This window comes from Actinospineispora eucalypti (assembly GCF_039543365.1).
Taxonomy (GTDB): domain Bacteria; phylum Actinomycetota; class Actinomycetes; order Mycobacteriales; family Pseudonocardiaceae; genus Pseudonocardia; species Pseudonocardia eucalypti.
In genome coordinates this window covers 370,573-394,991 of record NZ_BAABJP010000001.1, presented here as the reverse complement: position 1 = coordinate 394,991, position 24,419 = coordinate 370,573, and the positions used below count along the sequence as shown (strand labels likewise).

At 72.5% G+C, this 24,419-nt stretch carries 24 protein-coding genes; 6 read left to right on the top strand and 18 right to left on the bottom strand.

What is annotated here, in order from left to right:
* Positions 1–34 precede the first annotated feature (34 nt).
* The 3 genes from moaA (at position 35) to ABEB12_RS01885 (ending at position 2,245) form a co-directional block, all read left to right on the top strand.
* On the top strand, positions 35–1,174 hold the full coding sequence (moaA, locus tag ABEB12_RS01895) for a GTP 3',8-cyclase MoaA (RefSeq protein WP_425572185.1): 1,140 nt from the start codon (positions 35–37) through the stop codon (positions 1,172–1,174).
* A gap of 2 nt (positions 1,175–1,176) precedes the next feature.
* A complete protein-coding gene (locus ABEB12_RS01890) occupies positions 1,177–1,425 on the top strand; it encodes a MoaD/ThiS family protein (RefSeq protein WP_345702483.1) in 249 nt (82 codons plus the stop codon).
* 100 nt (positions 1,426–1,525) lie between these two features.
* Positions 1,526–2,245 carry an SDR family NAD(P)-dependent oxidoreductase gene (locus ABEB12_RS01885; protein ID WP_185058639.1) on the top strand — a complete coding sequence of 240 codons (720 nt, stop codon included), beginning with the start codon at positions 1,526–1,528 and terminating at the stop codon, positions 2,243–2,245.
* On the opposite strand, the gene ABEB12_RS01880 is transcribed toward ABEB12_RS01885, so the two are convergent.
* A complete protein-coding gene (locus tag ABEB12_RS01880) occupies positions 2,246–2,830 on the bottom strand; it encodes a TetR/AcrR family transcriptional regulator (protein ID WP_345702482.1) in 585 nt (194 codons plus the stop codon). It lies immediately after the preceding gene.
* A gap of 89 nt (positions 2,831–2,919) precedes the next feature.
* On the opposite strand from ABEB12_RS01880, the gene ABEB12_RS01875 reads away from it, so the two are divergent.
* Positions 2,920–3,618, top strand: coding sequence for an NAD(P)H-binding protein (locus ABEB12_RS01875; RefSeq protein WP_185058638.1), 699 nt, complete (start codon positions 2,920–2,922; stop codon positions 3,616–3,618).
* 181 nt (positions 3,619–3,799) lie between these two features.
* On the opposite strand, the gene ABEB12_RS01870 is transcribed toward ABEB12_RS01875, so the two are convergent.
* From ABEB12_RS01870 to ABEB12_RS01845, 6 genes are all read right to left on the bottom strand, one after another.
* Positions 3,800–5,464, bottom strand: coding sequence for a PstS family phosphate ABC transporter substrate-binding protein (locus tag ABEB12_RS01870; protein WP_345702481.1), 1,665 nt, complete (start codon positions 5,462–5,464; stop codon positions 3,800–3,802).
* 53 nt (positions 5,465–5,517) lie between these two features.
* Positions 5,518–6,558 carry a P1 family peptidase gene (locus tag ABEB12_RS01865; protein WP_185058637.1) on the bottom strand — a complete coding sequence of 347 codons (1,041 nt, stop codon included), beginning with the start codon at positions 6,556–6,558 and terminating at the stop codon, positions 5,518–5,520.
* 47 nt (positions 6,559–6,605) lie between these two features.
* Positions 6,606–7,382 (bottom strand): SRPBCC domain-containing protein, encoded by a 777-nt coding sequence (locus ABEB12_RS01860; RefSeq protein WP_185058636.1) that lies wholly within the window; start codon positions 7,380–7,382, stop codon positions 6,606–6,608.
* 87 nt (positions 7,383–7,469) lie between these two features.
* A complete protein-coding gene (locus ABEB12_RS01855; RefSeq protein ID WP_185058635.1) occupies positions 7,470–8,330 on the bottom strand; it encodes an FAD binding domain-containing protein in 861 nt (286 codons plus the stop codon).
* Positions 8,327–10,810, bottom strand: a complete 2,484-nt coding sequence (locus ABEB12_RS01850) for a molybdopterin cofactor-binding domain-containing protein (protein ID WP_185058634.1) — start codon at positions 10,808–10,810, stop codon at positions 8,327–8,329. The genes ABEB12_RS01855 and ABEB12_RS01850 overlap by 4 nt, the downstream gene beginning before the upstream one ends.
* A 7-nt stretch (positions 10,811–10,817) precedes the next feature.
* Positions 10,818–11,333, bottom strand: coding sequence for a 2Fe-2S iron-sulfur cluster-binding protein (locus tag ABEB12_RS01845; protein WP_185058633.1), 516 nt, complete (start codon positions 11,331–11,333; stop codon positions 10,818–10,820).
* Between the two features lie 286 nt (positions 11,334–11,619).
* Between ABEB12_RS01845 and ABEB12_RS01840 the strand changes: the two genes are divergently transcribed.
* Positions 11,620–12,210 (top strand): DUF5134 domain-containing protein, encoded by a 591-nt coding sequence (locus ABEB12_RS01840; RefSeq protein WP_185058632.1) that lies wholly within the window; start codon positions 11,620–11,622, stop codon positions 12,208–12,210.
* Here the strand turns inward: ABEB12_RS01840 and mftF are convergent.
* Both mftF and ABEB12_RS01830 read right to left on the bottom strand, forming a co-directional pair.
* On the bottom strand, positions 12,127–13,974 hold the full coding sequence (gene mftF / locus ABEB12_RS01835) for a mycofactocin biosynthesis glycosyltransferase MftF (RefSeq protein WP_345702480.1): 1,848 nt from the start codon (positions 13,972–13,974) through the stop codon (positions 12,127–12,129). The genes ABEB12_RS01840 and mftF overlap by 84 nt on opposite strands.
* 82 nt (positions 13,975–14,056) lie before the next feature.
* Positions 14,057–14,833, bottom strand: coding sequence for a mycofactocin-coupled SDR family oxidoreductase (locus ABEB12_RS01830; protein ID WP_185058631.1), 777 nt, complete (start codon positions 14,831–14,833; stop codon positions 14,057–14,059).
* 162 nt (positions 14,834–14,995) lie between these two features.
* Here ABEB12_RS01830 and ABEB12_RS01825 point away from each other — a divergent pair, with 162 nt between their 5' ends.
* Positions 14,996–16,144, top strand: coding sequence for an alkaline phosphatase family protein (locus ABEB12_RS01825; protein WP_185058630.1), 1,149 nt, complete (start codon positions 14,996–14,998; stop codon positions 16,142–16,144).
* 29 nt (positions 16,145–16,173) lie between these two features.
* Here the strand turns inward: ABEB12_RS01825 and ABEB12_RS01820 are convergent, their stop codons facing one another.
* From ABEB12_RS01820 to mftA, 9 genes are all read right to left on the bottom strand, one after another.
* A complete protein-coding gene (locus ABEB12_RS01820) occupies positions 16,174–16,929 on the bottom strand; it encodes a DUF899 family protein (protein ID WP_345702479.1) in 756 nt (251 codons plus the stop codon).
* Entirely contained in the window at positions 16,926–17,351 is a 426-nt protein-coding gene (locus ABEB12_RS01815) for an SRPBCC domain-containing protein (protein WP_185058629.1), read from the bottom strand. Before ABEB12_RS01815 ends, ABEB12_RS01820 begins: the two co-directional genes overlap by 4 nt.
* A complete protein-coding gene (locus ABEB12_RS01810; RefSeq protein ID WP_185058628.1) occupies positions 17,335–17,691 on the bottom strand; it encodes a metalloregulator ArsR/SmtB family transcription factor in 357 nt (118 codons plus the stop codon). Before ABEB12_RS01810 ends, ABEB12_RS01815 begins: the two co-directional genes overlap by 17 nt.
* A gap of 65 nt (positions 17,692–17,756) precedes the next feature.
* Entirely contained in the window at positions 17,757–18,440 is a 684-nt protein-coding gene (gene mftE, locus ABEB12_RS01805; RefSeq protein WP_185058627.1) for a mycofactocin biosynthesis peptidyl-dipeptidase MftE, read from the bottom strand.
* Complete coding sequence (locus ABEB12_RS01800; protein WP_185058626.1) at positions 18,437–20,440, bottom strand: oxidoreductase; 2,004 nt, start codon at positions 20,438–20,440, stop codon at positions 18,437–18,439. Before ABEB12_RS01800 ends, mftE begins: the two co-directional genes overlap by 4 nt.
* A complete protein-coding gene (locus tag ABEB12_RS01795) occupies positions 20,437–22,224 on the bottom strand; it encodes an oxidoreductase (protein WP_345702531.1) in 1,788 nt (595 codons plus the stop codon). Before ABEB12_RS01795 ends, ABEB12_RS01800 begins: the two co-directional genes overlap by 4 nt.
* Before the next feature lie 457 nt (positions 22,225–22,681).
* Positions 22,682–23,848, bottom strand: coding sequence for a mycofactocin radical SAM maturase (gene mftC, locus ABEB12_RS01790; protein ID WP_185058624.1), 1,167 nt, complete (start codon positions 23,846–23,848; stop codon positions 22,682–22,684).
* A 140-nt stretch (positions 23,849–23,988) separates the two neighbouring features.
* Positions 23,989–24,318: a mycofactocin biosynthesis chaperone MftB gene (gene mftB, locus ABEB12_RS01785; protein WP_345702478.1), complete on the bottom strand. Its 330-nt coding sequence runs from the start codon at positions 24,316–24,318 to the stop codon at positions 23,989–23,991.
* Positions 24,308–24,406, bottom strand: a complete 99-nt coding sequence (mftA, locus tag ABEB12_RS01780) for a mycofactocin precursor MftA (protein WP_185058623.1) — start codon at positions 24,404–24,406, stop codon at positions 24,308–24,310. The genes mftB and mftA overlap by 11 nt, the downstream gene beginning before the upstream one ends.
* Between the last annotated feature and the right edge of the window lie 13 nt (positions 24,407–24,419).

The following is a 24,419-nucleotide window of genomic DNA, read 5'->3' as shown; positions in this document are numbered from 1 at the left end:
GGTGCGTACCGCCGAGGACGGTTACCCTCGAGGAGTGTCCGTTACCGAACTAGGCCTGCCCGGGCTCCGCGCCGCGTCCGTCGCCCGGCACGACCCGGCACGGCCGGACGACCCCAGGCTGATCGACCGATTCGGCCGCGTCGCCACCGACCTGCGGGTTTCCCTGACCGACCGGTGCAACCTGCGCTGTACGTACTGCATGCCGGCCGAGGGCCTGGACTGGACGCCGAAGGACGAGCTGCTCACCGACGACGAGATCGTGCGGCTGGTCGGCATCGCGGTGCGTCAGCTGGGCATCAACGAGGTCCGGTTCACCGGCGGGGAACCGCTGCTGCGCAAGGGCCTCGAGTCGGTGCTGCACCAGGTGTCCGAGCTGGACCCCCGCCCGGAGATCTCGCTGACCACCAACGGCATCGGCCTGGCCCGCCGCGCCGAGGCGCTGAAGGCCGCCGGCGTGAACCGGCTGAACGTGTCCCTGGACACCCTGCGCCCGGACCGGTTCGCCACCATCACCCGGCGCTCCCGGCTCTCCGACGTGCTGGACGGAATGGCCGCCGCGCGGGCCGCCGGGCTGAACCCGGTCAAGGTGAACACGGTGCTGCTGCGCGGGGTGAACGACGACGAGGCCCCCGCGCTGCTGCGGTACTGCCTGGAGGAGGGCTACCAGCTGCGGTTCATCGAGCAGATGCCGCTGGACGCGCAGCACGGCTGGCAACGCAGCGAGATGATCACTGCGTCGGAGATCCTGGCCTCGCTGCGCCGCGAGTTCATCCTCACCCCGGACCCGGCCGAGCGCGGCGGCGCGCCGGCCGAGCGCTGGTTGGTGCACGCCGGGCCGTCCAGCGGGGCGCCCGGACACGCCAGCGGGGCGCCCGGGCGCGGCCCGGTGGTCGGCCTGGGGCCGGTGCTGGGCACGGTGGGCGTGATCGGCTCGGTGACCCGGCCGTTCTGCGGCGCCTGCGACCGCACCCGGCTGACCGCCGACGGCCAGCTACGCTCCTGCCTGTTCGCCCGGGGCGAGACGGACCTGCGCGCGCTGCTGCGCGGCGGGGCGTCGGACGAGGAGATCGCCGACACCTGGCGCGGCACCATGTGGGCCAAGGCGGCCGGGCACGGCATCGACGACCCCGGCTTCCTGCAGCCCGACCGCCCGATGAGCGCAATCGGAGGCTGAGAGTGATCACGGTCCGCTACTTCGCCGGCGCGCGCGCCGCCGCCGGGCTCGAGTCGGAGCCGGTCGCCATCCCCGAGGGCGCAACCGTGGACGACGTCCTGGCGCTGATCGGCGCCCGGCACGGAGCGGCACTGCAGCGGGTGCTCACCGCCTCCAGCCTGCTCCTGGACGAGGTCGCGGTACGCAGCCGCACCCACCCCATCCCGCCCAACTCCACCCTGGACATCCTCCCCCCCTTCGCCGGCGGCTAAGTCGAGCACGACCCCGTGATTCAGTGACTTCAGCACAGTGATTCAGTGACTTCAGCAGGCCGGTCCCCTGGCTGGCCGGGAGTCGGGCAGGCTGGCGGACATGACCGAACGGGTCGTAGTGATCACCGGTGGGAACCGGGGGCTGGGTCGCGAGCTGGCCCGGCAGTGCGCCGCCGACGGGGACACCGTGCTGCTGGGCAGCCGTGACCGGGCCGGCGGCGAGCGGGTCGCGGCCGAGATCACGGCCGAGCTGAACACCGGCGCACCGGCCGGGCGGGTGCTGCCGGTGCGCCTGGACGTCACCGACCGGGCCGGTCTGGCCGAGCTGGCCGGGCGGGTTGACGACGAGTTCGGCCGGCTGCACGTGCTGGTGAACAACGCGGCGATCCACTACGACACCTGGCAGGCCAGCACGAACGCCGACCTCACCGTGGTCCGGGAGGCGCTGGAGACCAACCTGGTCGGCGCCTGGCAGACCACGCTGGCGTTGTTGCCCCTGCTGCGCCGCGCGGGACGGGCGGCGCGGATCGTCATGGTCAGCAGTGAGGGCGGCTCGCTGGCCTCGATGGGCGGCGGGCTGCCGGCCTACCACGTGAGCAAGGCCGCGCTGAACGCGTTGACCCTGACCATGGCCGGTGACCTGCGCCGGGAGGGGATCCTGGTGAACGCGGTCTGCCCGGGTTGGACGGCCACCGACATGGGCGGCCCCGGCGGGCGCCCGGTTTCGGATGGCGCGGCGAGCATCCGGTACGCGATGGATCTGCCGGACGGCGGCCCCACCGGCACGTTCACCCGGGACGGCCGGCCCGTTCCCTGGTGATCAGTCCGGGAGCAGGGTGGCGACCAGGTCCGCGATGAATGTGGTGTTTTCCTCCTCGGTGGCCGGCTCGCCGGTGAAGGAGATCAGGAAGGCGCGCTGGAAGCAGGCGCCGACCAGTGCGGCCGTCACCGCGTCCGGGCGGAGGCCGGCGGGCAGCCGGCCGGCGGTCTGCTCTGCGCGCAAATATTCGGCGACGGCGTGGTTCACCCCGGCCGGCCCCCGGCCCCTGGCCAGCACGCCGTCCCGGTGCCGGGCCAGCAACGCGGCGTCGGCGAAGATCGACGCGGAAATCGGGAACGAGGCCAGGTAGAAGGCCAGGGCCTGCTCGCCCGCCGTGCGCAGGGTGTCTGCCACGCTCGCCCGGCCGGCCGGCTCGCCGGCGAGCAGGTCGATCTTGGGCAGCCGTTCGGTGAGCACGCACAGGAACAGGTCGACCTTGTCCTCGAAGATCTTGTACAGCGTGGCCTCGGAGTAACCGGCCGCGCGGGCGATCTGCTTGGTCGTGGTGTGCGCCAGGCCCCGCTCGGCCATCACCGCCGCCGCGCCGTCCAGGATGCGGTCCCTGGTCGACCTCACCTCGTCCACGCTCGCTCCTAATCCGTTGCTCGGTGAGTAAATGCTCACTACCGTCTGTGGGTGAGCATTTACTCACTCGATCTTAGAGGAGCCCGACCATGAAGCTCACCGTGTTCGGCGGCACCGGGCCGACCGGCCGCCAACTGCTCCGGCTGGCCCTCGCCGACGGCCACCGGGTCACCGCCGTGGCCCGTGACCCGGCTGCCCTGGCCGACCTCTCGGCCGGGGCGTCGAGCCTTGCCGGATCCGCCGCCGTCCCGGGAGCGCAGGCCGGCGGGCCGACGCTCACCGTGCTTGCCGGGGACGTGCTCGACCCGGCCTCGCTGGCCGGCACCTGCGAGGGCGCCGACGCCGTGCTCTCCGCCCTGGGCACGCGCGCCACGAACGCCGAGACCAGCGTCTACTCCACCGGCGCGCGGCACATTATGGACGCCATGCGCGCCTCCGGGGTCACCCGGCTGGTGCTGCTGACCGCCGCGCCGGTCGCACCGGCGGCGGAACGCTCCCCATTCGAGCGCCTGCTCGTGGACCGGGTGCTGCACCGGTTCTTCGGCAGCGGTTACCGGGACATGGCCCGGCTGGAGGAACTGCTGCGGGCGCAACCGGAGGGGCTGGCCTGGACCGTGCTCCGCCCGCCCCGGCTGCTGGACAAGCCGGCCACCGGTAGCTACCGGTCGGCGGTGAACTCCCGGCTGCGCGGCGGCTGGTCGATCAGCCGGGCCGACCTGGCCCGCGCGATGCTGGACGCGCTGGCCGACCCGGCGACCGTGCGCGCCGCGGTCAACGTGGCCAACTGACCGAACCACCCTGCCAAACCGACTGAACCACCGTGCCAAACCGACTGAACCACCGTGCCAAACCGACTGAACCACGGTGCTGAACCCACTGAACCACCGTGCTGAACCCACTGAACCACCGTGCTGAACCCACTGAATCACCGTGCCGAACCCACTGAATCACGGTGCTGGAGTGACTGAATCAGCGGTGGTTGCAGAGGTCCAGGGGGGCGTTGTCGGGGGTGGTGCAGGGGATGTAGCCGGCGGCGGTGAGGCGGATTCGGGCGGTTGGGTCGTGGCGTAGGTAGTCGAGGAGGGCGGCGGGCAGGCCGTCGGGGGAGCGCAGGTAGAGGTACTCGACGGTCCAGAACTGGTAGCCGGACTCGATCACGCTGTTGGTGTCGAAGGTCTTGTTGTCCAGGGTGAGCGCGTTCAGTGCGCTGCTCTTGCGCGCCTCGGCCACCGACGGCGCGTCCGAGTAGCCGATCGCCCCGGGGGTGTTGCTGATCATGTCGATCACCTCGGGGTTGGCGTTGCGCTCGCAGCGGATGATCGGCGCGCGCTGGTCGCGGTCGTTGGTGAGGCAGTCGTTCGAGGTCAGGCCGGGTTCGGCGGCGTGGAGTACCCGCTGCTCGAACAGCTCGCGGGTGCCGGACTCCTGACCCCGCCCGACGATCCGGATGGGCAGCGGGGCGCCGCCGCGCAGCTGGCTCCAGTCCCGGTAGGTGCCGTCGTAGATGCCGCGCAGCTGGGCGCTGGTGAGCCCGTCCACGCCGGCCGAGGAGTTCACCACCACGTGGTAGACCACGATGCCCAGCTGCTCCGCCCGCACCGGCGCGGCGCCGGTGTTCTGCTTTCCGTCGGACAGCGCGACCAGCCCTTCCGGGTGCTCCGACGCGATCAGCTGCCGCACGCCGTCCACACTGCCGGTGGGCCGGGTGTCGATCACCGCTCCCGGACAGCCCTGCCGGTAGAGGTCGGCCAGCGTGCTCAAGGTCGGCATGAACACGCTGGAGCCCACCACGGACAGCTGCCCGGACGCGCAGTTCACGCCGGCCGCCGGCCGCGCCGTCGGCGCCAGCGCCAGGCCGGCCAGCAGCAGGCCGGTCAACGCCACCGCCGCCACCCCGGTGACCCGAGGCAGGGTGACCCGCCGCTCCACCTTGTCGTCCCGGATCAGGCCGTTCTCGTTCAGCTTGCCCTCGTACCGAAAGCCCTTGGTCAGCTCGCCGGTGCGGCCCGGCGGCTCGACCAGCACCACGACCAGCTTGAACCGCTGTCGACGGCCCAGATTGAGCTCACCCAGCCGCACGCCCTGCCAGCTGGGCGCCTGCGCCCCTCCCTTGGTCGTCCGGCTGGGCAACAGGTCGCGCATCGCCCGGAGCGTTCCGCTGGACGGTGGGTTGGCCCGGGGGTTTGCGCCGGCGGTGGCGGCGAAGAACTCCAGGCCCTCCCGGACGTCCTTGCGCAACTTGTCATCGCTGGCGTCGGAGATTCGCGCGTTCCAGATCACCCGGCCGCCGAAGGTGAAGGCCAGCGGCTTCTCGAAGTCCCCCGCGTGGATGTCGTAGCTGCCGGTGTTGCGGATGCGCACCACCACCACGCTCATCCGGGCCAGCAGCTCGGCCAGCTGCTTCGCCTGCCCGTCCTTGCGCGTGTGGTCGCCGTCCAGGTGCAGCAGCTCGGGGCCGATGCCGACCTTCGAGTTGTACAGCACCCGGAAGGTGACCCGCTTGCGCCGGATGAGCAGCCGATCCACGTACGGGGTGGCGATCAGGGCGAGGATGGCCACCACGAGGTTCCCCGGACCGAGGAACTCGACGGTTGACTGCACCGTCCCCAGCGCCGAGGAAAGGATTTCCAGCACGGATCTTTCATATCCCCCGGGCGCCCACCCAGGAGGGCAGGTTCACCAGCGGTTCATTGAATGTTCAGGTAGGCCGGCCAGTTCCCGGCCGGGGTGCGGACCGGCGCGGCGGCGAGCAGCGCGTACACGATCGCCCGGCTGACGCAGTCGGCCGCGGCGGCCAGCAGGGCGTGCAGCTCGGGCAGCTCCGGGGCCGGGCGGCGGGGTACCGAGAGCGCGAAGGTGCTGTCCCCGTCGACCATGGTGTGCACCGGGCGCACCGCCCGGGCCAGGCCGTCCGCACCCATGGTGGCGAGCATGGTGCACTGCGCCTGGGTGAGTGTGAGGTCGGTGCCGATCAGGGCCAGGGTGGTGGCCCGCAGCGGGCCTTCCAGTGCGGTTCCGAGCAGCCCCTCCGCCTGGGCCTGCGCCAAGCGCGACGGGGGCAGCGGTCCCAGGTGGTCGAACTCGCCGGGAAGGCCGAACCGGGCTCCGTAGGGTTCGCCGGTCGCCGGGTGCACCGCCGAGCCGGCGGCGTTCAGCACCACCAGCGCGCCCACCGTGGCGCCGTCCGGCAGCACCGCACTGGCCGTGCCGATGCCGCCCTTCAACCGCCCGACCACCGCACCGGTCCCCGCGCCGACCACGCCCTGAGCAGGGGCGGTGTCGGTCGCGGCCCGGTAGGCCTCCAGGCCGGCCGCCGCGTCCGGCCGTTCGCCGAACGCGCCACCCCGGCCCAGGTCGAAAACCACGGCGGCGGGCACGATCGGCACCACCCGGCCGGAGCCGGGCTCCCCCAGCGGGAACCCCACGCCGTCCGCTTCCAGGCCCTGCATCACGCCGTCCACGCTGGCCAGGCCGTACGCGCTCCCACCGGTGAAGACCACCGCGTGCGCGCGCTCCACCAGCCGGCGGGGGTCGAGCAGGTCGGTCTCCCGGGTGCCCGGGGCCGCGCCGCGCACGTCCACGCCGGCCACCGCGCCGTCCGGCGGGGCGAGCACCACGGTCACCCCGGTGAGCGCCCCGGGCGCGTCGGCGGTGGCGGTCTGACGGCTGGCGTGCCCGACGCGCAACCCGGGCACGTCGACCAGTGAGTTGGTTGGTCCGGTCTTCATGGAACCTTCGTAGCCGACTCACCGGCCGACGCGCTGGTACGAATCGGTCAGTCCGCCCGGCGCGCCTTGCGGACGCGGCGGATCAGGATGAAGAGCACCAGCAGGCCCAGCAGGACCGGGGCCAGGCGCTTGAGGACCGGGGCGCCGGCGGTGTCCAGCAGGTCGATGGCGTCGACCTCGCTGCGCGTGGGCTCCGGCGCGGTGGCCAGGCGGGGGGAGGCGCCGTTCTGGGTAATCGCCTCGGCGGACGGGGCGGTCACCGTGGCGGTCGCCGACTCGGACTTCGCCGCGCTCGCCCCGGACGAGCCGGAACCCTCGGCCTTCGCCGCGCCGGGCCCGGAGGACCCCGCCGGGGAGGCCTCCTCGGCCGGGCCGCCGTTGTCGCCCAGCTTGTTGGCCAGGCAGTCGGAGAACTGGCCGATGATCTTGTCGGACACGTCGGCCATCACCCCCCGGCCGAACTGGGCCGGACGCCCGGTGACGGTCATGTCGGTGACCATCTTGACGCTGGTCTTGTCCGCCCCGTCGGCGGTCAGCGTGCCGGTGACCGTCGCGCTGGCGGTGCCGTTGCCCCGGGCATCGCGGCCGGACGCCTCGATCACCATGATGTGGGCCTTCTCGTCCCGGGAGACGATGTTGCCCTTGCCCTTGTAGGTCAGCGAGATCGGACCGAGCTTCACCTTGACGGTGCCGGTGAACGAGTCACCGTCGAACTCCTGCAGGGTCGCCCCGGGAAAGCACGGCACGATGCGGCTCAGGTCGTTGAACGCCGCCCAGGCCTCGTCGATCCCGGCCGGGACGGTGAAATTGTTCTCCAGCTCCATCGCTCTCGAAATCTCCTCAAATGCGGTGGGCGCCCGGCCCCGGCCGACCAGCGACCGGGGCGGGCGCCCACGCAATCAGTTAGTTGATCAGCCGGCCGCGGCCAGCACGGCCCTGCCGGTGAGCACCCTTGCCAAGTGCTCACGGTAGTCCGCCGCGGCATCCGCGTCACTCGGCGCGGCCGTGCCGTCGGTCGCGTGCTCGGCGGCGGCCCGGACCACATCCTCGCTGGCCGGCTGGCCGACCAGGGCCGCTTCCACCGCGTGCGCCCGGATCGGCGTGGCACCCATATTGGTGAGCCCGACCCTGGCCTCGGCGATCGAGCCGCCCTCCACCCGCAGCGCCACCGCGACGGCCACCATGGACCACGCCTGCGCCGTGCGGTTGAACTTCTCGTAGTGGTGCGTCCACCCGGTGAACTTCGGGAACCGGATCTCGGTGAGGATCTCGTCCTCGCCCAGGGCGGTCTCGAACAGCCCCTGGAAGAAGTCCTCGGCCGACACCGTGCGCCGGCCGTCCGGGCCGGTGATGACGAAGGACGCGCCCAGCGCCAGCGCCGCCGCGCCCAGGTCACCGGCCGGGTCGGCGTGCGAGAGCGAGCCGCCGAGGGTTCCCCGGTGCCGCACCTGCGGGTCCGCCACGGTGGTCGCCGCGTCCGGCAGCAGGCCCACGTGCTCGGCCAACAGCTCGTCGGTGGCCACGTCGTGGTGCGTGGTCATCGCGCCGACCACGATCTCGTCGCCGTCCTCCCGCACGCCGCGCAGCTCGGCGATTCCGCCGAGGTCAACGACCAGCGTCGGCGCGGCCATGCGCAGGCGCAGCACGGGCAGCAGGCTCTGCCCGCCGGCCAGCACCTTCACCTCCTCGTCGTTAGCCAAGCCCTCGGAAAGCGCCCGCACCGCTTCGTCCACCGAAGCGGGCCGGACGTACTCGAACTGAGCCGGGATCACTGAGCTTCTCCTTGTGGTTCGTTGGGGTCGACGGAACCAAGTCCGCCGCCCGGTGAATGCACGTCGATCGGGGTTTCCTGGGTGGCGTGGCCCTGGGCCTCCTGGATGGCCCGCCATACCCGCTGCGAGGTGCACGGCATCTCGATCTGCCGCACGCCGAGGTGCCGCACCGCGTCGATCACACCGTTCACGATGGCCGGGGTGGAGGCGATGGTGCCCGCCTCCCCGACCCCCTTCACGCCCAGCGGGTTGGACGTGGCCGGGGTTTCCGTCCGGGCGGTGGTGAAGCTGGGCAGGTCGGCCGCCGACGGCAGGGTGTAGTCCACGAAGGTGCCGGTGACCAGGGTGCCCTGGTCGTCGTACGCGGCCTCCTCGTAGAGCGCCTGCGCGATGCCCTGGGCCAGGCCGCCGTGCACCTGGCCGTCCACGATCAGCGGGTTCACCACGTTGCCGATGTCGTCCACGCACACGTAGTGGCGCAGCTTGGTCTTGCCGGTCTCGGTGTCCACCTCCATCGCGGCCAGGTGGGTGCCGTGCGGGAAGGAGAAGTTCTCCGGGTCGAAGGTGTACTCCGAGTCCAGCGACGGCTCCATGCCCTCCGGGAAGTTGTGCGAGGTGAAGGTGGCCAGCGCGACCTCCTGGATGGACACGCCCTTGTCGGTGCCCTTCACCGAGAACTTGCCGGTGGCGAACTCCAGGTCCTCCTCCGAGGCCTCCAACAGGTGCGCGGCCACCTTCTTCGCCTTCTCCACGACCTTCTCGGCGCACTTGACCACCGCCGTGCCGCCCACCGGCAGCGAACGGGAGCCGTAGGTGTCCAGGCCCTTCGGCGACACCTGGGTGTCCCCGTGCAGCACCTCGATGTCCTCGAACGGCACGCCCAGCTGGTCGGCGGCGATCTGGCTCCACGCCGTCTCGTGCCCCTGGCCGTGCGCGGACGAGCCGGTGACCACCTCGACCTTGCCGGTGGGCAGCATGCGGATCGCCGCGTGCTCCCAGCCGCCCGCGCCGGCGCCCAGCGCGCCGAGCAGGCGCGACGGGGCCAGCCCGCACATCTCGGTGAACACCGAGACGCCGATGCCCAGCTGGACCCGGTCGTTGTCCCGCCGCCGGCGCTCCTGCTCCTGGCGCAGGCCGGCGTAGTCGAACAGCTGCATCGCCTTGGCGGTGGCCGCCTCGTAGTTGCCCGAGTCGTAGGTCAGGCCGCCGGCGTTGGTGTACGGGAACTCGGTGTTCTTGATCCAGTTCTGCTCGCGCAGCTCCAGCGGGTCCCGGCCCAGCTCGACCGCCAGCTCGTCCATGATCCGTTCCACGGCGAACGTGACCTCGGGCCGCCCCGCGCCCCGGTAGGCGTCGGTGGGCGTTTTGTTGGTGAACACGTCCGTGCAGCTGAACAGGTACGACGGCACCTTGTAGATCGCCGGGCCGATGAACGCGCCGAACACCGGGATGGCCGGCGTGAACAGCCCGAAGTAGGCGCCCATGTCCGCGGTGATGTCGATCTTCAACGCGGTCAGCGTGCCGTCCTTGCGCGCCGCCACGGTGATTTCCTGGATCTGGTCCCGGCCGTGGTGGGCACTGAGCAGCGACTCCGAACGGGTCTCGGTCCACTTCACCGGCTTGTTCATGCGCCGGGCGACCAGCGTGACCAGCAGCTCCTCCGGGGTCAGCTGGAGCTTGCCGCCGAACCCGCCGCCCACGTCGGGCGCGATCACCCGCAGCTTGTGCTCCGGCAGACCCAGGGTGAGCCCCAGCATGGTGCGCAACACGTGCGGCACCTGGGTGGAGGACCACATGGTGAGCTGTTCGGCGGTCGGGTCGACCACCACCGAACGCGGCTCCATGAACGCCGGGATCAGCCGCTGCTGGCGCCACTTCCGCGTGACGACGACCGAGTCGGCGTCGGCCTCGGCGGCCGCGATGGCCTCCTCGGCGGTGGGGCCGGACGTCGCCCCGGCGGCCACCGAGTCGAACGGGAAGGTCACCCACTTGTTGCTGCCGTGCTGGGGGTGGACCAGGGTCGCGTCGGCCTGTAGCGCGTCCTCCATGTCCAGCACCGGGGCGAGCGGGTCGTAGTCCACCTCGACCGCCTCGGCGGCGTCGCGGGCGATCGCGTTGGACCGGGCGACCACGATGGCCACGATCTCCCCGGCGAACCGCACGGTGTCCACCGCGATGGAGACGTGCCGGGGTGGCTCGTCATCGGCGTTGATCGGCCAGGCGCAGGGCAGCGCGGACTGCTCCGCGTCCAGGTCGGCACCGGTGTATACAGCGTGTACACCGGGCGTATTTCGCGCGGCGGCCGTGTCGATGCGGGTGATCCGGGCGTGGGCCAGCGGGCTGCGCACCATGCAGATGTGCAGCATCCCGTTCAGCGTGAGGTTGTCGGTCCAGCGGGTGCGACCGGTGATCAGCCGCGCGTCCTCCTTGCGGGTGCGCGCGCGCCCAACTTCTGTGGTGGGTTCGGCCGTCGTCGTCATGGTTTCGCTAGCCCCCCGCCACCGAGGCCGGGGCGCTGTCCGGGGTGGCCTGCGCGCCCGGCTTCATCTTCTGCGCCGCGTCACGGACGGCTCGCACGATGTTCTGGTAACCGGTGCACCGGCAGAGGTTGCCCTCCAGGCCGTGGCGCACCTCCTCCTCGCTCGGGTCGGGGTTGTCGCCGAGCAGGTCGATCGACTGCATGATCATGCCCGGGGTGCAGTAGCCGCACTGCAGCGCGTGGTTGTCGTTGAAGGCCTGCTGCATCGGGTGCAGCTGGCCGTCCCGGGCCAGGCCCTCGATGGTGGTGACCTCGCTGCCGTCGGCCTGGACCGCGAGCACCGAGCAGGACTTCACACTCTGGCCGTTGAGATGGACCGTGCAGGCGCCGCAGTTGCTGGTGTCGCAACCGACCACCGTGCCGGTCTTTCCGAGGCGTTCACGCAAGTACTGGACAAGCAGCATGCGCGGCTCGACATCGTCGGCGTACTCGACACCGTCGACGGTGACCCGTACCTGTGCCATGAGTTTCTACTCCCTACTTACTGACTCGCCGCGCACATACTTGTGGCAGCCAACACATGGAACTCCGGTTGATCGGGCCTCGCAAGATCGGGGAAAGGCCCGATAACCAGTAACAACACAGGTAGCACGCGGATTCCTGACGCGACACGCCGGTGCCTCCGCAGCCGCGGCGGAAACCGCTTTCTCATGCCGCTGACGCGGTCTGTGAGAGCTGGTTGAGACCGGGCATTTCCACCCGTTCGGACCAACATGCCGGACGGTCGGACACATAACGTCGAGGTGGACGGTGAGGGGGCTGGTTTTGGTAGCGGGCTGGTTGGGCGTGGCACTGGCCGGGGCGCTCGCCGTCGTCGGGGCGTACCGCGCGGCGCACCGGGACGCCCCGGGCACCCTGATGGCCCTCGGCATGGCCTGGATGGCGGTGTCCGTGCTGCCCAGCGGGCCGTGGTGGGCGGCCGGGTTCGGGCTGCTCGCGCTGTGGCCCCTGGTGCACCGGGCGGCCCGCGAGCGCTGCGGCGGCGGACCGGTCCCGCACGTGGTCGGCGGGGTGGCAATGATCGTCATGTGCCTTTTGCCGGCTCACCCGGCTCCGGCCGAACCCTCGGCGTTGCTGCTGGCCAGCGCGGGCTCCGGGCATCACCACGGTTACTCCGCCGAACTGGCCGCCGCGCTGCCCGGCACCGGGCCGGCCGGCCCGCTGGACACCGCGCTGCACGTGCTGTGCTGGTCACTGGCCGCGTACTTCCTGTTCACCGCGGTGCTCGGGATGACCAGGCGGGAGCCGGTCACGCGGTCACTGGCCATCACCCGGCCGGGGGTGCTCACCGAGGCGGCGATGGCCCTGTGCACCGCGCTCATGCTGGTCGCGATGACCTGATTTCCGGGCCGGCCCGGTGACCACCGGCAGCAGCGGCGCCGCCGTGCGGCGCCGCCACGCGCCCCACCACAGCCCCGCCCCGTAACCCAGGTCGTCGGCGCGATGCGCGAGCAGGTAGCGCACCGGGTCCAGCGCGCCCCGGTGCCGGTACCAGTCCACCGCGCCCTCCGCGAGGGCGGCGAGCAGTGCGGCGCGCCTGATCCGTTTCGAGGCCAGGCATCCCAGCACGGTCAGCGGCCACCAGTGCCGGTTGAGCAGCCCGGCCACCTGGCCGGCCGCACCGGCCACGCCCCGCGCGACCAGGTACGCGGTGAGCAGGTTCGGGCGGTCGGTGCCCTCGGCCGTGCGGCGCAGCTTCGTCGCGGCCAGCCCGGTGAGCGCGGCCGCGCCGAGCGCGCCGTACCGGTCCTGGCGGGCGATCAGCAGCGCCGCCGCCCCGGCCGCCCACGGCGCCAGCACGGCCGGCGGCACCGAACCCGGGTGGCGGATGGCCAGCGCGGCGGCGCCGGTGCCGTAGAACGCCTTGCGGGTCCACCACGCTTTGAGGGCGACCCGATGCCGGTGCGCCACCCGGGCCGCCGGCTGGTAGCGCATCCGCCAACCGGCCGAGTGCAACCGCAGCACCAGGTCCACGTCCTCGGCCACTCTGAGCTCGGGATCGAACCCGCGGTCGTGGAGGGCCCGGCGGCGCACCACCATCGCCGCGCTGGGCACGTAGGCGATCCGGGAAAGCGGCACGATCGGCCCCGGCTCCGGCCCCAGGTCCAGCGCCGACCGGGTCTGCTCGTACCGCGCCAGCCAGCCGTATCGGGTGTCGGGGCCCGCGACGATGCGCGGCGCCGCGAGCGCCACCGAAGGGTCGGCGAACAGCTCGAGCAGCGGCGCCAACCAGCCGGGCTCGGGCGTCACGTCCGAGTCCAGGAACGCCACGAACTCGGTGCGCGCGGCGGCCAGCCCGGTATTCCGCGCCGCCGCCGGCCCGAGCGAGGTGCCGTGCCGGATCACCCGGGCGCCCGCCTCCACAACCGGCACCACCGACCCGTCATCCACGACAATCACCTCGGCCACCCCCGCCGCCGTCGCCCGCACCGCCGCAACCAACCGGCGCACCCCCTCCCCCCGGTCCCGCACCGGCACCACCACCGTCACCGCCCCCACCCCCGGCGAGTCGGGGATCCGCGCACGGTGAGTCGCGGATTCAGGCACGGCGAGTCGCGGATTCGTGCACGGTGAGTCGCGGATTCGCGCACGGCGAGTCGCGGATTCGCGCACGGCGAGTCGGGGATTCAGGTCCGTCCGGTCCGGGTCCGCCGGGTCCCGGGACGTCCGGTCCGGTTCCGCCGAATCGGGTTCCGCCGGATTCGAGTCCATCGGGTTCGGGTCCGTCCGGTCCAGGTCCGCCGGGTCCGGTTCCGCCGGGTCAGGTTCCGCCGGGTCCGAGTCTGTCCGGTCCAGGTCCGCCGGGTTCGGGTCCGCCGGGTCCGGGTCCGCCGGGTTCGGGTCCGCCGGGTTCGGGTCCGCCGGTGCCGGGGCGAGACCGGCCGGGTGGGCCACGCCGGCGTCCAGCAGCCGGCGGGCCAACGCGGCGGACGTCGCATCGGTGACGGTCAGCGCGCCGTCCGCACCGAGCAACCCCCGCGCCACCGGCGCCAACCGCAACAGCCGCAACGGCGACCCACCCAACAACGCGCGCCGACTCACCCACCGAACCCGCCGGTCCAACCGCACCCGAAACCCGTCCGGCAACCGCCCCGCCACGTCCATCACCGGCTCACACACGCGTTTCGGCGCTGGCCCATGAGCTTCAGAGCGTGTGCCGGCGCCAAAAGGTGTGTGCGGGCCGGGCTCAACCTACGAACCCGCCGTCGGCCATCAGGGCGGAGCCGGTCAGGGCGCCGGACTCGGGGCCGCAGAGCCAGCTGACCGCCGCGGCGATCTCGTCCGGTTGGAGCAAGCGGTCGACCAGTTGCTGGGCGCCGAAACGCTCGGGCGATTCCAGGTCGTACAGCGCGGCGGTGGCGGCCAGCATCGCGGTGTCGGTGGAACCCGGAGACACCGCCGTCGCGGTCACCCCGGTGCCGCGCAGGTCCGCCGCCAGCCCGCGGACCAGCCCGAGCACGCCGTGCTTGACCGCGCAGTACGGCGCCAGGTGATACAGCCCGTGGTGTGCGGCGGCCGAGGCGAGCGCGACGAACCGTCCGCTGCGCGGCGCCGGCCGTTCCAACAGCGCCGGCACCGCCGCCCTGGCCAGGTGCAACACGCCGCGAAGGCCGACGGAGTTGAGCACGTCCCACTGCTCGTCGGAGGTCTCCCAGAGCGGCCGCCCGCCGGTCATGACCGCCGCCGCCGCGACCGCCGCGTCCAACCCGCCGAACTGGTCGACCGCCTTACGCACCGCGTCACAGATCGCCGCCTGGTCGCGCACGTCCGCGACAACGGGCAGAACCTCGCCGGCCCGCGCCACATCGTCGAGGTCGGCCGGGGTGGCCAGCGGGTAATCCACGGCGGGGTCGTCGGCGCAAGCGTCCACGGCGACCACCCGCCAGCCGTCGCCGGCCAGCCGTCGCACCACGGCCGCGCCGATCCCGCGCGCCGCACCGGTCACCACCGCCACCCTGTTCACCGGCCGATCGTGCCACGCCACCCACCCCCGGGCGCGGCCACACAACCCGACGCAGGACACGACCACCCCAGCCCGGCCAAACACACAACGCCAGCCCGACCAAACACACGGCGCCGACCAGACCCGGGGGCGCCGGCGCGCGGGTCGTGCCAGGCTGGGGGCATGGTCGACACGGCTCCGGTCCTGCCCGCCTACGGGTCGCGCTCGCTCGCGGAGGTGACTCCCTCGCTGATCGGCGCGCTGCGCGGCGAGGCGAACCCGCTGGGCATCGAGCCCGCCGGCCGGGTGTGCCTGCTGCTGGTGGACGGGCTGGGCACCGAGCTGCTCGCCGCGCACGCCGCCGACGCCCCGTTCCTCTCCTCGCTGCCCGGCGCGGGCGCACTGACGGCGGGGTTCCCGTCGAGCACGCCGGTCAGCCTGGCCTCGCTGGGCACCGGGGCTCCGCCGGGCGCGCACGGGATCCTCGGGGTCAGCTTCGCGGTCGAGCACGGTCCACTGCTGGACTCGCTGAAGTGGACCACCGAGGTGGACGGCAAGCCCGCCGACCAGCGCAAGTCCCTACCCCCGGAAGAGGTCCAACCACTGGAAACCGCGCTGGGCCGGGCGCGCCAGCAGGGGGTGGACGTGCGGGTGGCGTCCGCCGCGATGTTCGCCGGCAGCGGTCTGACCAGGGCGACATTGCGCGGCGCGGACTACCGAGGGGTGTACGCGCTCGGCGACCTGGCCGCCGAGCTGATCACCGCGCTGAGCGCGCCACCGCCGGTGTTCTGCTACGGCTACCACGCCAACCTGGACGCGCTCGGCCACCTGTACGGACCGGGCTCACTGGCCTGGCGGCTGGAGCTGCGGATCATCGACCGGGTGGCCGCACTGGTCGCCGAGGCGCTGCCGCCGGACGGCCTGCTGGCGATCACCGCCGACCACGGCATGGTGCACGTGCCACCCACCGACAAGATCGACGCCGACACCACGCCGGAACTCCAGCACGGCGTGCGGATGCTCGGCGGCGACCCCCGGTCCCGGCACGTGTACGCCGAGCCGGGGGCCGCCGGCGACGTGCTCGCCACCTGGACCGGCCTCCTCGGCGAGCGCGCCTGGGTGCGCACCCGCGAGGAGGCCATCGCGGACGGCTGGTTCGGCGAGGTCACCGACGCAATGCGCCCGCGCATCGGTGACGTGGTGGTGGCCATGCGCGGCACCACCGCCGTCACCCGCACCAACGGCGAACCGCTGATCAGCGCACTGACCGGCCAGCACGGCTCGCTCACCGCCGCCGAGCAGCACATCCCGCTGCTGCAGGTCCGGAGCTGACCCGCCGCACGCTCAGGTCGCGCGCCCGGTCAGGCGCGCGACGGACTCACCGCGTAGCTGTTGTGCGGGTGCCAGTCCTCGCGGCCCCTCGGCAGCAGGTCCCACACCTGCCACACCGGGGAGAGCAGGTCGATCCCGCGTCCGCTGCCGTCGCCGAAGTCGGCCGACTGTGTGTATACATGTCGTATACCCTCGTCGTCGTCCCGGGCGAACACGCTGACCGCCGGGAACTGCCCGCCCCGCGACCCCTCCACCCCGAGCACGCGCGGCAGGTCCGAGTCGTGCGCGGACACCAGCCGGATGCCCTGCCAACCGCGCCGCTCGCCGTACTCGCGCAGCTTGTCGATCGGCGCCTTGGCGATCACCGCAACGGCCGCGCGCTGCGTGAGGTGCTTGGCCACGCCGTGGAAGCCGTCCACCCACATGGAGCACATCGGGCAGGGTTCGGCGTCGTCCGGGTGGAACATCAGGTGGTAGACCACGAGCTCACGATGCTCGCCGAACAGCTCGGAAAGGCGCACCGACCCGTCACCGGTGAGCACGAAGTCCGGCAGCACCGCCCCGGCGGGCAGCGCGCGGCGCAGCGCGGCGACCGCCTCCACCTGGTCGCGCAGCGCCATCTCGGCCTCGGCCAGCTTGCGCCGCGCGGCCCGGTACTCCTCGCTCGCCCCGTCCGGCCACATCGGCGGCGGGTCACCCTCCACGTGCAGGGTGATGCTCTTCAGCTGGTGCATCCAGTCGGTATTGATGCTCGGTTCCGCAAGCGAACCTTCGGTATCGGTCACGGAGTCACCGCCTGGCGCAGCCGGTCCAGCATGGTCGTCCAGCCGCCGGAGTGGTCGCCGACGGCGGCCGGCGGCAGGCCCCGGTGCACCAGCATCACCCGGGTACCGGAACCGGTGGGCGTGAGCGTCACCTCGACGGTGCTCGCGCCGGGCGGCACACCGACCTCCGGCTCGGTGAACCCCCAGCTGAACACCACGCGCTTCGGCGGGTCGACCTCGAGGAACTGGCCCTGCATGTGGAAGTGAGAGTCGGTCGCGGCCTCGTGCACCTGGTGACAGACGCCGCCGGGGCGCGGGTCCAGGTCGGCCTCGACCGCCAGCCACCGGGTGATCTTCTCCGGGTCGACGAAGAACTCGAAGACCGTCTCGGCGGACGCTTCGATGTCTATCTCCCGCACGATGGCGTCAGTCTCGGTGCCCATGCTCGTTCCGCTCACGCTGCTCTCGGTTGGCATCCTGCCTCCGTTGTTCGCGCTCGGCCTCGGCCTTCAGTGCCCGCAGCCGGCTGTCCCAGAACTCGTCGAAGAACGCGCGCGCCTCGGTGAACCCCTCGGTTCGGACGCGATAGAGCCGGCGGGTGCCGTCCCGCCGCTCGTGCAACAGCCCGGCGTCGCGCAGCACCCGCAGGTGTTGCGACACGGTCGGCCGGGACACGTCGGGGAAATGCGCGGCGATCGCCCCCGCGGTCGCCTCCCGCACCCTCACCAGGCGCAGAATCTCCCGCCGACGCGGCTCCACCACTGCCTCCAACACCGCCTGCACTCGACCAATCGTAGGCGTCCACCTACGTAAGCGTCAACCTACGCTCCACACAGGGCTCCCTCCGGCTAGGGAGACCGGTGGAGGGTGGCAGTGCAGGCGTCGGTCAGGGCGGCGAGCATGGCCCGGCCTTCGGAGGCACTCGCGCCGGTCGGGTCGCCGAGCACGCCGTTCTCGCTGACCGCGCGGACCCCGTGCGCGCGCATGGCGGGCAGCAACTCGGCCAGAGGGACGGTGTTGCCCGGCGCCGCGCTGTCCAGTTTCACCAGTTCAGGGGCGATCGCCAGGAGCAACGACGTCTCGGTGCGGCCGGCGTGCCCGTCCTGGACGAAGCCGGCGTCGCGGGGCAGCGCGCAACCCCACCAGCGCGCGTCCCGCCCCTCCGCCCGGAGCAGCCCGACCGCACCGCGCAGCGCTTCCACGTTCCCGCCGTGCCCGTTCACGAACACCAGCCGCGGCGCCCACCGCCCGGCGGAACGGCCCAGTTCCACCAGTACCGCGCGCAGCGCCTGCGTGCCGACGGACACCGTGCCGGGGAACGCCTCGTGCTCCCCGGAAGCGCCGAACGCCACCGCCGGCGCCACCAGCGCGTTCATCCGTGCGGCCACACCGTGCGCCACCGCCTCGGCCACCCGGGTGTCGGTGTCCAGCGGTAGGTGCGGCCCGTGCTGCTCCGTCGAGCCGACCGGAACGAGCAGCGTACGTTCGGCCGGCGGATCCAGGTCCGGCCAGGTCAGACCGCCCAGCGTCACAGCGCCCTCCCCACCCGATCACCGTCCCGAATCGCCGCGCGGGCGTCCCTGGGGGCCAGGCAATCTCCGACCCGGTGCACCCGTAGCCCGCCGCCGGACAGCCCCGACCACAGCCGGTCGTCCGGCCTCGGCGGCGTGGCGTAGACCAGCCAATCGCACTCCCGCCGCTCCCGCACGTCGAGCAGGTGATGACGCAGCGTGACCGTTCCGTCCGACATCGACTCGACCAGCCGCTCGACGCCGAACCGGATGCCCAACGCCGCCGCCCGGGCCAGGAACGGCTCCCGCTCGAGCGTGAGCCCAAGGTCGGGGGCCACCGCCAACATCGGCGTGACGATCTCCACCGGGTTTCCCCGGGACGCCAGCAGCTCGGCCACCCCGGTGGCCGCCGGACCGCCCAGCTCGTCGTACACCAGCACCCGGCCACTTGGGTGGATATCCCCGGTGAGCACGTCGGAAACGGCGGCGACCCGCTCGCCGATGGCCCACGGCGGCGGTTCCGGACGGGCGCCGGTGGCCAGCACGACCACGTCCGCCCGGTGCGCGTCGACGAGTTCCGGAGTCGCCTCGGTGGAGGCGCGCAGGGTCACTCCGAGCGCACGGGCGCGGCTGGCCAGGTCGTGGGTGACCCGCCCCAGTTCGGCTCGCCCGGGAGCCAGCGCGGCCACCGCGAGCTGGCCGCCGAGTTCTGGGGAACGCTCACACAGCGTGACGGAATGGCCGAGCTCGGCCGCGGCTACCGCCGCCCGCAACCCACCCGGACCGCCGCCGATCACCAACACCCGCTTCGGCTCCCGGGCCAAGACGGTCCGCCCGGGTTCGGCAAGCCCGGACACCTGGCCCGGCTCACCGCCACCCAGCGCCCGCCCCGGCTCCACACCACCCGGCAACCGGCCCAGCTCGATGCCACCCGAAACCCGGACCGACGCCGGGTCGCCCGGCGGTCGCACGTCGGCGATCCGGGGGTTGACCAGGCAGCCGATCGGCCGGTTGAGCCCGACCCGGCCCACGCAGCCGGAGTTCGCGCCAACACAACGAGTCGCCCCGCCACCGGCGAAACCCGGGTCGGCCAGCAGACCGCGCACCACTCCGACCAGGTCGCAGTCCCCATCCACCAGCACCCGTTCCACCTGGGCAAACTCGGTGAACCGGCCGACCCCGAGCACCGGCAGGTCCACCGCCGCGCGCAACGCGCGAGCCACCGGCAGCGCGTAACCCGCCGGCACGCCCATCGGCGGGGTGATCAGCTCCTGGGTCACGCCGGCCACGCCGACGGTGCTGTTCAGGTAGCTGACCGCGCCGGTGTCCGCGAGTAACCGGGCCACCTCGACCGTCTCGGCCAGGGCCTCGTCCGAGAGTGCGTCCGGGCCGAGCCGCACGCCGAGCAGGGCCTCCGGCCCGAGCGCCGCGCGCACCCCCGCAACCACTTCCAGCAGGAACCGGGCGCGGCCCGGCAGGTCGCCGCCGTGGGCGTCGGTGCGCCGGTTCGCCGCCGGGGAGAGGAACTGCCGGACGATGGACGACTGGCTGGCCTGGATCTCCACCCCGTCGAACCCGCCGGCCCGGCACCGGGCCGCCACCTCGGCGTACGACGCCACCAGCTCGCCGATCCGGTCGGCGTCGATCGCCACCGGAACCTCCCGGTGCAACGGGTCCGGCACCGCGCTGGGCGCCCACACGGCGCGCCGCGAGTACCGGCCGTGCCCCTGCCCGCCGTGGTGGTTCAACTGCGCCAGAATCGGTATACCGTGCGCATGCACGCTGTGCACAATCGTCCGGTAACCGGGCAGCGCGTCCGGCCGGTACCCCTGGATCACCTTCTGGTAGGCCCGGTCCGAGGGGTGCACGCAGTGCTCCTCGGTGATGATCATCCCGACCCCGCCGGCCGCCCGCGCCGCGTAGTACGCCGCATGCCGTTCGGTGGGCAGCCCGTGCTCGGCGAAGTTGGTCAGGTGCGCGGTGAACACCACCGGCGAGCGCAGCCCGAGCGGCCAGGTCACGGGCGGCCGACCAGTGAGAGCGCGAACCGGCGTCCCTCCAGGACGGCCTGGTGGACGTTGCGGGGCGCAACGGCGTCGCCGGCGCGCGGGTGACCTCGGGGAAACGTGTCGTCCGACAAACGGTGACCGCAGTCGATCGCTCCGCCAGGCGGCGGGCCGCGCCAGTCGGTGACCCGGGTGACCCCGGCCCGGGCCAGCCGGGTGTTCGCCGCGACCAGCGAGCCGGGCGGCAGCCGGGCGCCGACCACGGCATCCGGTGTTACCAAGGTCACCGCGCGCCCGGCACCGGCGAGCAACTCGGCCAGGCCGATCGCCAGGGCACCGCCCACCGGGTCGTACAGCGTGACCGCGCCTTGGGCACGAAGGCGTTCACCGGCCAGGAACTCCCAAGCCGGCTCGACGCCCTCCCGAGGCACCGAGCCGGTGGCCACCAGCACGGCCACCCCGGCCCGCTCGGCGGCGAGCAACTCACCGAGGTCCGCCTCGCACCCGAGCCGGACCTCCACCCCCAGCCGGTTCAGCTCGCGGCGCCACCATTCGACGAGCAGCTCGTACCGCTCCAACCCGGGCAACCGTGCCGCCAGCCGCATCGCGCCCCCCAGCTCGGCCGCACGCTCCACCAACCGCACCCGCAACCCCAGCGCCGCCGCCACCCGCGCCGCCTCACACCCCGCCGGCCCACCCCCGACCACCAACACCCGCCCAGCCACGCCGCGCACCTCGCCCACGCCGCTGAACGGGCCGCGGGGAACCAGGGGATCGGTGGTTTCGTGGCCGGTGCGGGGCTCGCCCTCGTCGGAGATGACCACGTTCGCCGGATCGCGCACCGCGCTGTACTGGTTGGTCAGCAAGCAGGGCCTGATCCGCTCCGGCGTACCCGCCCGCAACAGCGCGACCAGGTCCGGCTCGGCCAGCTGCGCCCGGGTCATCTCGACCAGCGCGACACCGGCCCGCGCAGAAGCCTCGGCCATCGCCACGTCCACCACGCTGCCCTGCAGCACCAGCGCCGGCGCCACCCCTCGCAACCGGTCACACAGCGCCCGATTGAACCCCGGGCGGGTGTGCGCGTCCGGGCGAGCGGGCGTGGCCGCCAACCCGCCCCCGCGCACCGGAACCAGGTAGTCCAGCCAGGCCGCCACCGCCGGCACCAGCTCCCGCACGGCCACATCCGGCGTGATCCCCGGCGCCCCGACCAGCTCATCGCAGGACAGCCGCAACCCGACCACCCGCTCCGAACCGACCGCCGCGCGCACCGCCGCCACGACCTCGCGCAGCAGCCGCGTCCGGTCGGCGCCGTAGCCGTCCGCCCGCCGGTTGGTGAGCCCGGAGGCGAACTGGCGGAGCAGCGCGAACTCGCCGGCGTCCACCTCCACCCCGGCGCACCCGGCCGCCACGGCGAGCTCGGCCCCTGCCGCGAACCCGGCCACCACCTCGTCGATCTGCGCCACCGACATCTCGGCCGGGACCTCCCGGCTGCGCGGGTCGGGCACCGGCGAGGGCGCCCACAGCTCCCGCTCGTGATGCGCCGAGGTGCCCTGCCCGCCGGCGTGCCCCAGCCCGGCCAACACCAACGCGCCACCCGACCGGCAGGCGCGCACGATCTCGGCCCAACCCGGCGCGCACTCGGTGGCCAGCGGAGCCGACTCGTACGGCCAGTCCGAAGGATGCACCGAGGCAACCTCGGTAACGATCACACCAGCCCCGCCCCGCGCCGCATAGAACCCGACATGCTCGGCGGTAAACCCCCGCCCCCGCCCCAGATTCGTCTCGATCGGCCCGAACATCACCCGCGAGCCCGCAACACACGGCCCCACCGGCACCGCCCCCGCCACCACCCACCGCGAGTCGACGTTCTCAGCACCCCGAGTCGACACCTTCAGCACCCCATGTCGCGGATTACAGCGCTCCATGTCGCGGGTCGACGCACCCCATGTCGCGGATCGACGCACCCCATGTGGCGGATTGCGGCGTCCCATGTCGCGGGTCCCCGCAGTCCAATGTGACTGAATCACCCTGCTCAACCCACTGAATCACGCTGCCAAAGGCACTGAATCAGGGTTGGGGGGTGGCTGGGTCAGGGGGTGGCGGGGGCTAGGCCGTGTTTAAAAAGCCCTCGATCGCGGTCTTCGCGCCCAGGCGGTCCCGGCCGCGTTGTCGGCACGGCCACGTACCCCGGTACGAGGCCATGCCTCCGCCTTGCCGGAAACCACCTGGATCACGAAGCCCATCGACCGGGACTTCTTAAACACGGCCTAGGGGGCTGGAGTCGCAGGCGCGCGGGGGTGGCGCGGCCAACGTGACCGGGACCGGGCGGCGGCTCGAGCCCCGCGAGTGGTCCACGTCGGACTTCGGGATCACCGTCAGGTCCGAGCGGGCGGCCAGCGCCTGCTCGCCGAAGCCGCGCACGCACTCCGGGTCGGGGCCGTCCAACGGCAGACCGGTGAAGAACTTGGCCGCCATGCACCCGCCCTGGCAGGCGTCGTAGTGACCGCACGACTGACAGGCGCCGCCGGTCTGCGGCTGCCGCAACTCCTCGAACAGCGAGGACGACCGCCACACCTCGGCGAAACCACCGGGCGAGCGGACGTTCCCGGCCAGGAAGTTCTCGTGGATGGCGAACGGGCAGGCGTACACGTCGCCGACCGGGTCGATCAGGCACACCACCCGGCCCGCGCCGCACAGGTTCAACCCGGGCAGTGGCGAGCCGTAGGCCGACAGATGGAAGAACGAGTCCCCGGTCAACACCCCGTCACCGCGCGCCACCAGCCAGTCGTACAACTGCCGCTGCTGGTCAGCGGTCGGATGCAGCGAATCCCACACGTCCGCGCCCCGCCCGGAAGGGCGCAACCGGGTGATCCGCAGCTGCGCGCCGAACTTGTCCGCGATCGCCTTGAACTCGTCCAGCTGGTCGACGTTCTGCCTGGTCATGACCACGCTGATCTTCGGCTCGAGGAAGCCCGCCGAGGCCAGGTTCGACAGGGCGCGAAGAGCGGTGTCGTACGAACCGGGGCCGCGCACCGCATCGTTCACCGAGGCTGTGGCCCCGTCCAGGGAGATCTGCACGTCGACGTAGTCGGTCGCGGCCAGCTGCCGGGCCCGATCCTCGGTGAGCTTGATCCCGTTGGTGGAGAACTTCACCCCGACGTCGTGCCCGATGGCGTAGTCCAGCAGCTCCCAGAAGTCGGACCGCACGGTCGGTTCGCCGCCACCGATGTTGACGTAGAAGACCTGCATCTTCTGCAGCTCGTCGATGACCGACTTGCATTCGGCGGTGGACAGCTCCCGGGGGTCGCGCCGGCCGGACGAGGACAGGCAGTGCACGCACGCCAGGTTGCAGGCGTAGGTGAGCTCCCAGGTGAGGCAGATCGGCGAGTTCAGGCCGTACTGGAAGTGCTCGGTCAGCTTCATCGGGGGAGAGCCTCCCTAAGGCGTGTCTGATGGATCATCCAGCCGGCTGTGCGGCGCCCAGATGGCGCCTCGCGGCGTAGTCGTCGTCGCGCATAGCTCCGCTATGAGCTCCTCCTCCGCCTTGCGACGCACCATCTGGATCACCGCTCGCTCGGCATAGATCCATCAGACACGCCCAAACGGGGTTCGATGGTGCCCGCCTCGGCCAGTCCGGCGAGCGCGCGCAGATACGCGGGACGCAGCGAATCCGGAACCCCGGCCGAGGCGAGCGCCGCGTGCACGTCCGGCTGCCGCTCCAGACCGCTGACCACCGCGAACAGCTCAGGAGTCTTCAGAAAGGAGAGCTTTCGGGTGCCGAAGTGATATACCAGCGCGCCGAACGGCTCCGGCCGCAGCGACACGCTCGGGCTGCACCGGTACGGCCGGCCCGGGTCGAAGCCGGGGGAGCTCAGGGCGTCCTCAGTAGACACCGCACATGCCGTCGATCGAGACCTCCTCGACGAGGGTCTCCTCAACGACCGGCTGCTCGGCCGGTTCGACCTGGTCGCTCGGCGCCACTGTAACTCCTCTG

Excerpts from the sequence above, each read along its gene's own strand:
- ABEB12_RS01865 (WP_185058637.1), bottom strand. The coding sequence starts at position 6,558 with ATGAAGACCGGACCAACCAACTCACTGGTCGACGTGCCCGGGTTGCGC.
- mftF (WP_345702480.1), bottom strand. The coding sequence starts at position 13,974 with ATGGACGTGGCGGGGCGGTTGCCGGACGGGTTTCGGGTGCGGTTGGAC.
- ABEB12_RS01875 (WP_185058638.1), top strand. The coding sequence starts at position 2,920 with ATGAAGCTCACCGTGTTCGGCGGCACCGGGCCGACCGGCCGCCAACTG.
- ABEB12_RS01825 (WP_185058630.1), top strand. The coding sequence starts at position 14,996 with ATGGTCGACACGGCTCCGGTCCTGCCCGCCTACGGGTCGCGCTCGCTC.
- ABEB12_RS01850 (WP_185058634.1), bottom strand. The coding sequence starts at position 10,810 with ATGACGACGACGGCCGAACCCACCACAGAAGTTGGGCGCGCGCGCACC.
- ABEB12_RS01815 (WP_185058629.1), bottom strand. The coding sequence starts at position 17,351 with ATGGGCACCGAGACTGACGCCATCGTGCGGGAGATAGACATCGAAGCG.
- ABEB12_RS01795 (WP_345702531.1), bottom strand. The coding sequence starts at position 22,224 with ATGTTCGGGCCGATCGAGACGAATCTGGGGCGGGGGCGGGGGTTTACC.
- ABEB12_RS01885 (WP_185058639.1), top strand. The coding sequence starts at position 1,526 with ATGACCGAACGGGTCGTAGTGATCACCGGTGGGAACCGGGGGCTGGGT.
- mftC (WP_185058624.1), bottom strand. The coding sequence starts at position 23,848 with ATGAAGCTGACCGAGCACTTCCAGTACGGCCTGAACTCGCCGATCTGC.
- ABEB12_RS01845 (WP_185058633.1), bottom strand. The coding sequence starts at position 11,333 with ATGGCACAGGTACGGGTCACCGTCGACGGTGTCGAGTACGCCGACGAT.
- ABEB12_RS01860 (WP_185058636.1), bottom strand. The coding sequence starts at position 7,382 with ATGGAGCTGGAGAACAATTTCACCGTCCCGGCCGGGATCGACGAGGCC.